This window comes from Caldicellulosiruptor morganii, from assembly GCF_026810225.1.
Lineage (GTDB): Bacteria > Bacillota > Thermoanaerobacteria > Caldicellulosiruptorales > Caldicellulosiruptoraceae > Caldicellulosiruptor > Caldicellulosiruptor morganii.
In genome coordinates, this window is the sequence record NZ_CP113865.1 from 1,027,610 (window position 1) to 1,039,761 (window position 12,152).

Annotated in this window: 12 protein-coding genes and 1 other RNA gene; 10 read left to right on the forward strand and 3 right to left on the reverse strand. The window is 34.4% G+C overall.

Translation table 11 applies throughout. From position 1 onward, the window contains the following. The first annotated feature begins 31 nt into the window (after nucleotides 1-31). Nucleotides 32-391, forward strand: an RNA gene (gene rnpB, locus OTK00_RS04990) — RNase P RNA component class A. 64 nt (nucleotides 392-455) lie between these two features. On the opposite strand, the gene OTK00_RS04995 is transcribed toward rnpB, so the two are convergent. Together OTK00_RS04995 and OTK00_RS05000 are read right to left on the reverse strand one after the other, a co-directional pair. Further along, on the reverse strand, nucleotides 456-1,796 hold the full coding sequence (locus OTK00_RS04995) for an MFS transporter (RefSeq protein WP_045169308.1): 1,341 nt from the start codon (nucleotides 1,794-1,796) through the stop codon (nucleotides 456-458). A gap of 149 nt (nucleotides 1,797-1,945) precedes the next feature. Further along, nucleotides 1,946-2,164 carry a stage V sporulation T C-terminal domain-containing protein gene (locus OTK00_RS05000; protein WP_241765479.1) on the reverse strand — a complete coding sequence of 73 codons (219 nt, stop codon included), beginning with the start codon at nucleotides 2,162-2,164 and terminating at the stop codon, nucleotides 1,946-1,948. Nucleotides 2,165-2,333: 169 nt separating this feature from the next. Between OTK00_RS05000 and OTK00_RS05005 the strand changes: the two genes are divergently transcribed. Further along, nucleotides 2,334-3,764 (forward strand): ISNCY family transposase, encoded by a 1,431-nt coding sequence (locus tag OTK00_RS05005; protein WP_045169044.1) that lies wholly within the window; start codon nucleotides 2,334-2,336, stop codon nucleotides 3,762-3,764. A gap of 313 nt (nucleotides 3,765-4,077) precedes the next feature. Here the strand turns inward: OTK00_RS05005 and OTK00_RS05010 are convergent, their stop codons facing one another. Next, nucleotides 4,078-4,461 carry a hypothetical protein gene (locus OTK00_RS05010; RefSeq protein WP_045169309.1) on the reverse strand — a complete coding sequence of 128 codons (384 nt, stop codon included), beginning with the start codon at nucleotides 4,459-4,461 and terminating at the stop codon, nucleotides 4,078-4,080. A gap of 159 nt (nucleotides 4,462-4,620) precedes the next feature. On the opposite strand from OTK00_RS05010, the gene iorA reads away from it, so the two are divergent. From iorA to OTK00_RS05050, 8 genes are all read left to right on the forward strand, one after another. Then, nucleotides 4,621-6,414, forward strand: coding sequence for an indolepyruvate ferredoxin oxidoreductase subunit alpha (gene iorA, locus OTK00_RS05015; protein WP_045169310.1), 1,794 nt, complete (start codon nucleotides 4,621-4,623; stop codon nucleotides 6,412-6,414). Then, nucleotides 6,411-6,971, forward strand: a complete 561-nt coding sequence (locus OTK00_RS05020; RefSeq protein WP_045169311.1) for an indolepyruvate oxidoreductase subunit beta — start codon at nucleotides 6,411-6,413, stop codon at nucleotides 6,969-6,971. Before iorA ends, OTK00_RS05020 begins: the two co-directional genes overlap by 4 nt. 44 nt (nucleotides 6,972-7,015) lie before the next feature. After that, nucleotides 7,016-8,263 (forward strand): phenylacetate--CoA ligase family protein, encoded by a 1,248-nt coding sequence (locus OTK00_RS05025; RefSeq protein WP_045169312.1) that lies wholly within the window; start codon nucleotides 7,016-7,018, stop codon nucleotides 8,261-8,263. Continuing rightward, a complete protein-coding gene (locus OTK00_RS05030; protein ID WP_157841013.1) occupies nucleotides 8,223-9,788 on the forward strand; it encodes a hypothetical protein in 1,566 nt (521 codons plus the stop codon). Before OTK00_RS05025 ends, OTK00_RS05030 begins: the two co-directional genes overlap by 41 nt. A gap of 16 nt (nucleotides 9,789-9,804) precedes the next feature. After that, a complete protein-coding gene (locus OTK00_RS05035; RefSeq protein WP_241765480.1) occupies nucleotides 9,805-9,972 on the forward strand; it encodes a DUF4363 family protein in 168 nt (55 codons plus the stop codon). A 76-nt stretch (nucleotides 9,973-10,048) separates the two neighbouring features. Beyond that, complete coding sequence (locus OTK00_RS05040) at nucleotides 10,049-10,693, forward strand: hypothetical protein (RefSeq protein WP_045169313.1); 645 nt, start codon at nucleotides 10,049-10,051, stop codon at nucleotides 10,691-10,693. A gap of 10 nt (nucleotides 10,694-10,703) precedes the next feature. Then, on the forward strand, nucleotides 10,704-11,096 hold the full coding sequence (locus OTK00_RS05045; protein ID WP_045169314.1) for a CoA-binding protein: 393 nt from the start codon (nucleotides 10,704-10,706) through the stop codon (nucleotides 11,094-11,096). 318 nt (nucleotides 11,097-11,414) lie between these two features. Beyond that, entirely contained in the window at nucleotides 11,415-11,996 is a 582-nt protein-coding gene (locus tag OTK00_RS05050; RefSeq protein WP_045169315.1) for a Uma2 family endonuclease, read from the forward strand. Nucleotides 11,997-12,152 lie beyond the last annotated feature (156 nt).

Sequence of the window (12,152 nt, forward strand, 5' to 3'; positions counted from 1 at the left end):
ATATGAAGAATGGATATATAATTATGTATCGCGAGCAGGTCGAACGGCTGCGCAAGGTGAAAATACTTTCACCTTGTGAGGAAAGTCCGAGCTCCACAGGGCAGGGTGCCGGGTAACACCCGGTGGAGGCGACTCCAAGGAAAGTGCAACAGAAAAGAACCGCCACCTGCTGTTTTGGTGGGTGGTAAGGGTGAAAAGGTGAGGTAAGAGCTCACCAGCAGTTAGGCGACTAACTGGCTGTGCAAACCCCACCCGGAGCAAGACCAAATAGGGGAACAATGCAGTGGCCCGCTGCGTTCCCGGGTTGGTCGCAGGAGGTTTGATGGCAACATCAAACCCACAGAGAAATAGCCGTTCTCGACAGAACTCGGCTTACAGACCTGGTCGCATTTTTATATCCTTAAAATCAAAAATGCCCAGTTACAAAAAACTGGGCATTTTTACTTTTTTCATATTTATATTCTTTTTATCTTATTGATTATTACCTTTTTGAGGCTCTTTGCCCCTGGTTCTTTTACGTTTTTTTTCAGGTAAACCACAGCAAAAAATCTGATTAAACCTGATACAAAAAATGCTATATGGTAGGTTGCAACATTTATTCCCAGATGGGTTTTCAAAAAAGCAACTGCAAACGGTGCTATATTTTCAATTAGATATCCTCCCAGTATGATTGGGATAGCGCTTCCAAATATAGCGTTGAACAGGTTAATTACAGCCACATACATTGATGTTTGACTCTGGTCAGATAACTTCAAAATGAGATTGTTATTTCCCATGTCAGTTATTGGCCATAAAAGTCCTGCAAAGATACTGATTGTTGTAACCAAAAATTTGTAATTATTTACATTGGTAAAGCACCATACTATAGGAAGTAGGGAAATAAGCCCTGTTGATAGAAGGAGCATAGGTCTATTTCCAATTTTATCAACTATCCTTCCGATGTATGGTAAGGTCAAAATTGTGACCACATTGCTCACAATCTGGGTAAGCAATATTATATCAAAATAGCTCATTTTTAGGTCCTTTATCATATACATGTTAAAATACGGACCTGCTATATTTAGTCCAAAATTCCAAATCACAAAAAATACTACAAATTTTCTGAAAAAATTATTGTTAAGGGTGGATAAAAACATCTTTTTTAAATCTAATTGCACTTCCTCATTTTTCATTGGCAAATCCTTTACAAAAAAGAAACAACCAATGTCCAGCATTCCCATTATTGCAGCAAACACAAACACAATCGAAAAACCTACCAATGTATTGTGGGAATCCAAAAATTTTCCTATTCCAAGACCGCTTAGCATTCCGACAATTGTTGATATTGTTGCCCTTCTTGAGAAAAAACGTCCCCTAATATGCATGGGTATTAAGTCATTCATCCACGACCAGAAAGATACATTGGTAAAAGAATTTGAAATAGAGGAAATTGTCATAAAACCAACCAGTAAAAATAGCAATATATAAGATCCTTTACCTAAAAAAAGTGGCAAAATTGCTATGAAAACCCACAGCAGCCTATGTAAAAAGCCGCTTATCAAAAAGATAGATTTTCTCTTTTTTGATTTTTCCAATATGTATGATGCAAATACCTGGGCTACTCCACCCAAAACAGGCAGTGCCAGCATAATTCCATACATTAAATCTCCAAAACCAATAGCTTTGGCAAACCCGGCCACTGGTGAACCCATTGTGACATTAAAGAATACAATTCCAAAAGTGATTCCGAGGATGACAAAATTAAGACTTCTTTGCAGTGACTTGTCTGTTGTCAAGTCAGAGTTCAAGCTAAACATTTAATGACCCCCAACCATTAATTTGTTACATTGTTAGATTTTTAGACTTTCTGTAAATACCACATTGTTTATTATACTCTATAATTGCATTAAAAAAAACTGTAGGTATAAAAACCTACAGCCAAATAATAAAAATTTGTTTAAAACAACTATTGCTCAAGTTGTTTTCCAAAGAATGATGTTGCAGCTTGAACAAGCTTATATTCTGAATCTCCCATTTTGACATTTGATTCAGTTGAACACATTATAACACTTCCAATTACAGTGTCTTCAGACAAAATTGGACTTACGATTTGAGCGGTATATCTGGTGGTATCTCCTTCAACAATAGGGATACTACTCATGTCATTTTCAGACTTTACAAACACAATGGTGTTCTCCTCCTTTTTAGATTTTCTATTAGCCTTTTGCAGAAACGCTCAATATGAGCGTTATCAAGCTTTATAAAGATTCGAAAAAGTCTGGTCACCCTCCTCATAGTTGTAGTAAAATATGATTATATAAAACAAATTTTCTACTATGAGGAGGGGGTCCAAAATGTTCAACAACAAACCTAAACAACTTTCTTTCCTCGATCTATTCTCCCACCTAAAGGCTTCGGCTCTCTACAAGCCTGAAAGCCTCTTGGGCTTGTTCAATAAATTCATCAACTTATCAGACTACATACCTTCTTCTTTCTACAATGCCTACTACAAATACTTTGGTAAGCATAGATGCTTCTCCTTAGAATCTATGCTCCTTTGCTTTTTTGTCCAAAAATTACTCAAACTCAATACTCTTACTCAGCTCCGCGCTGTGCTTCTTAACTCCTATGAACTTCGTTCATTCTGTAACTTAAATGGTAATGTTCCCTCTATTTCAACCTTCTCTCGCTTCAGAAAAATCTTCAACAACGAAATCCATAAACTTTTTCAAAATATCTCTATCCATGCACACAATATTTCTCTTAGGCAATCCCCTGAACTTGCTTCAATCTTAATCTTCGATACAACCGGTATTGTCCCAAAGGTCCGTGAAAATAACCCTAAATTCATTCAATCTCTCTTGAAAAATACCTCAAAAGCTAACCCTGAGCTGTCCTCTGATAAAATCTACTCTCTTGTTTATTCTTCCTTGCCTAAAACTGCTAATGCTAATTCTAATATCCGTCTTATGTTCGTAAATGGCCATTTCTGCTGGGCTTTAAAATTCGCTGTCATTACCAATGCTCTCGGTATTCCTTTGGCTTTAGTACCTCTGTTTAACTCTGACTCTCCTTCTTCTGACCCTCAAGAAGCAAAGGCTATCTCTGACTCTAAAGCTTTATTTCCTTCGCTCGAAACTCTATTCTCTTACATTCCCAAAAATTTCTCCACTTTCATCGCTGACAGTGCCTTGGATGCACATAACATCTACTCAACTTTAAAAAACACTTTCAACTTCTCCAAAATCATTATCCCTCTAAATCCAAGAGCCTCTAAAAATACTACACCTACTTCAGACCCTAATATCGTTATATCTGAAGATGGTGTCCCTATCTGCAAAAAGTTCAATCAACCTTTTAAACCTGAAGGCAAATGTCAGGGTAAAAATCGTTCTGTGCGTCTTAAATGGGTCTGCCCCATGTCTTGTTATAAAGACGGCAAACGCATTTGCTCTTGCCCTCAACCTTGTACTAACTCTAAATCTGGCAGAATGTTCTACACTTACCCTGACGATTTTCGCTCTTCCCCAGGTATCAACAGAAATTCTCAAGAGTTTTTAGACCTCTACAATAAACGTGTCGCTGTAGAGCAGACTATTTATCACCTAAAATCCTATATGGGCTCCGATGTCATCTGTACTTATGACCATATTTCTATCTTCTCTGATTTTTTACTCTCTGCAATTACTTACTCACTTTTGTTTATCCTTGCTCACAATATCAAACTCTATTGTTCTAAATTAACTATCAAAAAGCTTAACAAACTCAAAAAACTTATCGCTTAAAACTACAATTTTTCTTAAATCATTAATCTACCAAAAATTTGTGACTTTGTTTTTTACTTAACCTTCTAAAGCCAAGAAGCTAGAAGGCTTAGGATACTATTGTCTTTTTTGATATTGTTAATTTTTGTCATATGTTTGTTGCTGATTATTTTTGTTTGCATTGATAATATTTGGTTGTCATTTTGCTTTTCTTTTTGTATCTTGATAGTATTTCATGTTAGTATTGGCATCTGTTACCTTCAATCACCAACCATTTTGCAAACGGCTAAGATTTTCTATAATTAGTTTTTATAATTCTTTTGATTGTTATTCTTTAAAAATCTTTTTCTTCTTCATCATCTGCTTTTTTAATTAGATTCTCAAGCTGAATTTTTCTATAGTACTGACATTTCAAAATATTATTTAATACATTTTTTTGCAGTTTTTCTTTATAGTGTTGTAAATATCCCTCGGTGTATAAATAATTTTTTACAAGGTTTCTAACTTCGGTCTCTTTATCATGTTCTTTTAAAATTGCTTTCTGAATGTTGTTTATTTGTTCCTCTCTTCTTCTTTGTTTTTGAATTATTTGCTGAATTTTTTCATAAGGTAACAGTTCGCTATATTCTTCAAGATGTCGTTGAGTTCTTGTATAATTTTCGAGAATATTCTTAAGATGCAAAAAGCGACGCTTATTGAGTTGTAAATCTTCTTTCATCTTTTCCACCTTCTTTTATATTCTATTTAGTATTTTTTGCAAATCTTTATTTTTTTACTCTTAAAATAATGTAATACAGATCACGTTTTGCAATGCACATAAATTTATGTATAATTAAAAGATAAGAAACTTTTATTTAAAAAAGGAGTCGGAAAAGTGATGAAAAAGGTTCTGATGGGCAATGAAGCAGTGGCATATTCATTATATATAAACGGTGTAAATGTGGCAGTTGGATATCCCGGAACACCATCAACAGAAGTTATAGAAACACTTAAAAATTTTTCGGATGATCATTTTTATGTTGAGTGGTCTGTCAATGAAAAGGTTGCACTTGAAATTGCAGCAGGTGCAAGTTTGGCAGGTGCAAGAAGTGTTGTGACAATGAAACAGGTAGGGCTAAATGTTGCTGCAGATCCACTTCTTTCACTATCCATTATTGGTATAGAAGGCGGGATGATTGTATTTGTTGCGGATGATCCGGGACCTCATTCATCCCAAACAGAGCAGGATACAAGAAATTTTGCCAGGTTCTGCAACTTGCCGGTTTTTGATCCTTCATCTCCAAAAGAGGCGTTTTCTCTTGTAAAAGAAGCATACGAAGTTTCAGAAAAGTATAAGCTACCTGTTATTTTTAGAATGACAACACGTGTTTGTCACTCGAACGAAACGCTGGAGTTTGAGTTTGAAAGGAGAAAGAAAGAGGTTACAGGTTTTGAAGAAAGACCTCAGTGGGTAATACTTCCTGGACTCTCTTACATAAAGCACGTCGAACTTGAAGAAAAGCTCACTGAAATGAAATCAGAGTTGGGAAAACTGAATATTGTCGAAGGGGATGGGCAAATAGGAATTGTCACTTCAGGAGTATCATATTTTTATGTAAAAGAAGCAATAAAAGGTTTTGAAGATTTATTTTCGATTTTAAAAATCACTGTAGCGCATCCTATAGATGACAGAACAATATTGGAATTTTGTGCAGATAAGAAAATGCTGATTTTTATAGAAGAACTTGACCCTGTTGTTGAAGAAGAGACAAAGCTTGTGCTTTTTGAAAATAGAATATATATTCCTACATATGGTAAGCGCAATGGTTATGTGCCATATGCAGGAGAACTGGATGTTGACAAAGTGAAGAGAATAATCTTTGATATAACAAAAGAAGAAGGGCTTTTGCTACCCAGAACTTTCATAAAAGCACCTGAGATACCAAGAAGGCAGTCACAGCTCTGTGCAGGATGTCCGCATAGAAGTTCATTTTTGATAGTCAAAAGTGCTTGTAAAGGTAAAGATGTAATCTATACAGGAGATATAGGGTGCTACACACTTGGTTTTGCAAAGCCGATTTCAGCAACACATACCTGCCTCTGTATGGGTGCAAGTGTTACAATGGCGCAGGGATTAAAGATCATAGAGAATAAAAAGAAAATAGTTGCCTTTATTGGTGATTCTACATTCTTTCACAGTGGAATTACAGGGCTTGTGAACGCATATTATAATAGACATAACATTACAGTATGTGTTTTAGACAATTTGACAACTGGAATGACTGGATTTCAGCCACACCCTGGCGTTGGTCAAAAGGTAAACGGTGAGAACGGTCAGAGAGTTGAAATAGCTGACCTGGTTAAGGGGATGGGTATAAAAAATGTTTTGATAATCGATCCTTATGACAATTTTGATTTGTGCGTTCAAAAAGTTAGAGAATTCATAGAGAAAGATGAACTCTCTGTTATAATATTCAGGCATAAGTGTGCAAATTTAGAGAAAAATAATTATTATTATAGAATAAACGAAAAATGTACTAATTGTAAGGCATGTATATCTGCAACTGGTTGTCCGGCAATTGGCGAAGATGAGAATAAAAATATATTTATAGATCAGGTACTGTGCAATGCATGTGGTCTTTGCACAAATTTTTGTCCCAATATGGCAATTGAAAAGGTGGTGGAAAGATGAAAAACATTCTCATAGCAGGAGTAGGCGGTCAAGGTAATATTTTACTCTCAAGAGTTATTTGTCAGCTTTATATGAACAGGGGCTGCAACGTGAAAACAGCAGAAAACATAGGTATGAGCCAGAGGGGAGGTTCTGTTGTTAGTTTTGTCAGGATAGGAGACAGCTTTGGACCCATAATCCCTGATGGCCAGGCGGATATCCTGATAGGACTTGAGATGTATGAAGCACTGAGAAATGTATCAAAAGTAAATGCTAACTCAATAATAGTTTTAAATAAAAGGTATATAAAGCCAAGGGCTGCATCTATTGAAGAAAAAGAAATCTTAAATTATCTAAAAATACATTTTAACCATATATATTACTTTGATGCCTATCACATAGCTATTGACTTAGGAGCTCCGAAAGCAGAGAATATTGCTATGCTTGCGCTTGCTTGTAAGAATTTACTACTACCTTTTTCAAAGGATGAAATTTTGACGGCGTTGAGTGAACTGCTACCAAAAGGGATATTTGATATGAACAAAATTTTAGTTGAAAAGATTTATGAAAAATATTAAAATAAAAGTAATTTAAAAGATGAGAAGAGAGGAGAAAAGAGAGAATGGAGAGAGTTGAGATAAGACAGTTAAAGGAAGAACTTTTTTTGAGTCAAATTGAAAATGTTTTTGAAAACAGCCCATTTTATAAGAGAAAATATGCTGAGGCTGGTATCAGTTTAAGGGATATCAAAAGTTTAAGTGATATAAAAAAACTTCCTTTCACCACAAAAGAGGAATTAAGAGAAGCTTATCCTTTAGGACTTATGTCCACAGATGAAAAAAAGATAGTACGGATTCACTCATCTTCGGGCACAACCGGAATTCCGGTAATAATACCTTATACACAAAAAGATGTAGATGACTGGAAAGAGATGATGAAAAGATGTTATCAATTTGCCGGTGTTACAGAGCTTGACAGGGTACAGGTAACACCGGGCTATGGTCTTTGGACGGCAGGGATAGGGTTTCAGCTCGGAGCAGAGTATTTAGGTGCGATGGTAATACCAATGGGTCCTGGCAATACCGAAAAGCAACTTCAAATGATGATTGATTTGAAATCAACAGTAATTGTTGCAACATCTTCATACGGTCTTTTACTTGCAGAAGAGGTAGTCAAAAGAAAACTGAAGGATAAAATTCATTTGAGGGTTGGAATATTTGGTTCAGAAAGATGGGGAGACAAGCAAAGGAGTATAATCGAAGAGTATTTGGGGATTGAAACATTTGATATATATGGACTTACAGAAATCTACGGACCAGGGATTGCCATTGATTGCAAATATCATAATGGGCTTCACTATTTTGATGACTATCTTTACTTTGAGGTAGTTGATCCGCAAACTGGTCAAGAGGTTCCGGATGGTGAATTTGGTGAGCTTGTTATAACCACACTGCAAAAAGAAGGTGCTCCTCTTATAAGATACAGAACAAGAGATATTACACGCAAGATAAATGGAGTATGCCAGTGCGGCTCTACATATCCGAGAATTGACAGGATAGTTGGCAGAACCGATGATATGGTTAAGGTAAAGGGAGTGAACATTTTCCCTGCACAAATAGATACTTTTTTGAAGGATTTAGAGGGTGTTGGTAGTGAGTATCAGGTTATTATTGAAAAAGTGGATTTCAGAGACAAGCTTACACTGAAGGTTGAAGTTGAGGAGCAGTTTTATACAACTTCAATGAAAGAATTAATATCTCATGAGTTTAAGAATAAAATTGGAGTATCTGCTGAGGTAATATTGTGCAGAATTGGTGAACTTCCGAGAAGTGAAAAGAAGACAAAGCGCATATTTGATTTGCGAGGTTGATACTACTATGGGAAAAATAAAGATTTTCAGAGGAAGGCGAGTGCTTTCCTCTATTTTAATTATAGCTGTCCTTTATTGTCTTGCGCCTAATATCTTTTCACATGACAGATACAGTGCAAACAGGCTTTTGAGCTGGCTTTTATTTTACCAGATATTTATCTTTCTTTCTTCGGCAATTACAATCTCTTTGTTGTTCAGATTTTTAAATATTAAGTATGCGCCAAAGATTTCAAATTATATTTTTGGTCTTTGCTGGAATGATGTTTTGCTAATCTTTTCAGGTGTGTCTTTGCTTCATACAGCGTTTATGCTCGCTTCGGTGAATGTAATTGATTTTTCTTCAGTGTGGCTTGTGAAGGGAATTAATTTTGACATAGTTATCTCATTGGCAGATACTATGGCAATAATTGTTTATTTTTATAATTTTTATACCATAAATCGACCGAAAAAGCTTTTGAGTCATATGCTAAGAGATTTGAACAGTTTTGAAAAAGAAAAGGAAAGGGAAAAGGTCAATGAACAATTTTCAATCATAAAAGAGTTCATTAAAAAGACAAATTCTTTTTTTGATACAGGAGTGCTGTTTTCTATTCTTGATAATTCAAGGCTGTCCCAGCCTGTTTTTGAACATGAAAAGAATGATAACCATTTGGAATTAATTGTAGAGATGTTATTTGAAAATTTACAAAGAGCTTTCTTGTCTGAAAGTCCGGAAGAGTTTAAAAGAATGGTTGATTTTTTGAATGAATTACTTGATAGATTTCAAGACAGTGAAGACAGTATTTTTGATAGGTTTATTTCAGCCTATTTTACCTTCATATTGGGTAACATTGGGGAAATGAAAACTGATATGGTTCTGTATTTTGTGAGACAGTTAGAAAATATTTTTGAGAGACTCTTTGAAAAACAAATAGGAATAACTGAAAAGTCTAAATCTGATCTGATTGGGATATTGGATCGACTTTCGTATATTGTCTATAGCAGAAATTTAGAAACAAGTGAAGAATTGTTTTCAATCTTAGAATTTTATATATGCCTTTTTGCTTATTTTGAAAAGGATTATCTTTTTTATTCTCAGCTTAAAGATGAATTTGATACCTTTGTTATTTTTATGCTGCAAAATATGAATAATGTTTCTAAAAAAGAAGCCAGAGAGTATTTTTTAAAATTGATAGAGAAAACAAAACTTTACAAAATTGCTTTTGCAGAAATGGTACTTATTTATATATTCCTTTTGGCTTTAGAATACAAAATGTGGAATACCGGATACGTTTTTTTTAATGTAATTATGGATTTAGCAAAAACAAGAAAGCTTTATAAGAAAAACAACCATTTATTTTATCATTTTATGAGTGGTAGGAAGATATTTTACCTTAAAAAATGTTTATCAAAAGTAAAAAATAAAGAAATAAATGAAGTTTTTAGAAGAAAGATTTATAAAAAATATCTGATCTCAATAGGTAGCTGCAGCCTGAAGGAATTGTCAAAATGCAGAGTATTTAGAAAGCTGGCTGGAAGAAAATAAAAGCAAGTGGGCTATATTGATTGAACATCAAGAAATAGACAGGATAGAAGAGCAGATGAGTAAAATAAAAGAACTGCTTGAACAAGATAGTAAAGAACTAATCTTGCCCGAACTCAGTACTCTGGAATTTTATGTTAATCATATAAAAGACATGGCTTTACTTAAGATTGAAAATATCTTTTAAAAAATTTTTAATACAAATGTGCGTTTGAGTGGTATATAATATATAAGAAATGTTTTTTAGATTGGAGGGGAGAGCCATGAAAAGGTACACTGTAGTAATGGGCTACTCCTTTGAAGAATATGACATCGAAAATGGGAACGCAGGGTTTGCTTACTTTTTTGTAGAAGATCTAAAGGAATTGGAAAACGATAAATACACTGTTATTCCCTATAAAGATTATAACGAATTTGCAACAAAATTCAAGAATGCAGCTTTAACTGAAAAAATGGATGCTTACTTGATTGATAATATCATTGAAGCATGTGTTGATATTTCCCGGATAATATATCCTTCTGATAGATTTTTCTCTGTGATTACTTACAATGTATCGGATAGGTTTAAAGAACTTATGTTCGAAACAAGAGCAAATGAATTTAAAATTATAGTTGATAGAAAAGCTAACTCGGTTGAAATTAGAGGAGAGGGAGTATTACGTGACCCTGTTGTGGTAAGGGAATATGATATTGTAGATGCTGTGGATGAGTTTCTGTTTGAATACAGGAAAGAAAATGTCAAACAATTTATGATAAGCTTGAAGAAGATGTACAAAGATAAATATGGTGAAGATTTGAAAATGAATGTTGTTGGTAATAAACTTTTAATCTCTATTGGTAAAGATACTTTCGAATTTGATGATACACGCTTGGATATTGTTTATAATTTTATTATGAGCAGGAAATGAGGATATAAAAATGCAGCATATCGAAGAAGCACTTAAACTTAAAAATTGGGCAGTGGTTGGTGCAACCCCAAACAAACAAAAGTATGGTTATTTAGTGTTTAAAAAATTAGTTGAAAGTGGATACAATGTATTCCCTGTAAATCCGTTTTATGAAGTACTTGATGGGTATAAGGTTTACAGAAACATTAATGAAATTTCTGATAAAATTGACTGTATAAGCATGATTGTTGCACCAGAAAAAGGTGAGAAGTATATATTGGAGGCTGCAAGTAAAAATGTTAAATACATCTGGTTTCAACCCGGTGCTGAGAATGCTAAACTTGTTGATATGTGTAAAGAATTAGATATTGTTCCAATTTACAATGCATGTATTTTGGTTGCTTTAAACTCTTTAAAAAAGTAACCTGTCAGGTTGGCTTTTAACCTGACAGGTTTTACATTATTCATCAGTTAAGCTGGGTATACCAGACGATGTTTTTAAAGTGCAAGTCATTATCAGAAATATTTAGAGTATTGTTCAAAAAAGAAGTTTTATGCCTGTTGTTTTTGATAAAAAACCGGGCTGTTTTTTAAAAGAGTTAACCTGTGAAGAATTTTTGGATCAATGATCAGAGAAGTGATAAGTGAGCCTGCAAAATTATATTCTTCGATTTCTAAATTATCATTTCTTCAAGAGGAATTTTTTTAAAAAATAAAAATCTAATCAAAGAAGGTGATACCGATGGAAGCCAGGATTCCTAAGATTTACACCTATGCAGACTATCTTCAGCTGCCAGAAGACGCAAAAGTAGAGCTGATTGAAGGTGTTATCTATGATATGAGCCCTGCTCCTTCGAGAATCCACCAGAAAATTGTAGTGGAATTGACAACAACAATTAATAACTATATCAAAAACAACAAAAAACCCTGTGAAATTTACGCAGCTCCATTTGATGTTGTCCTGATAGAAGAAGGGCAGGATGAAAAGCAGGCAGTCAATGTTGTGCAGCCAGATATTTCGATTATTTGCGATAAGAAAAAACTTACTGACAAAGGCTGCATTGGAGCTCCTGAGATGATAATTGAGGTGGTGTCACAAAATAATCCTGCGCATGATTATATCAGAAAACTTAACCTTTACACTCAATTTGGAGTTAAAGAATACTGGATTGTCAATCCATATGAACAGAACATTTTTGTGTATGTATATCATCAAGAGACAGGATATTCATATCCCAAAGTTTACACTTTCAACGACAAAGTGAAGGTCTCTCTTTTTGAGGACCTTATAATAGACTTTGCCCAGATAAAAGAGGTGCTGTAATATGCCTGCAAAAAGACAAAGAAGAGAGGGAATAATGAAGGTAGTATTTACAAACCAAAAGATGGGCTCTGGTTGAAAAATATAGTGCCTTTGCCACCAATTTAATATCCAATCTCACATCTTACCAGAAATAAGGAAAGCTGCAGCAATGAAATT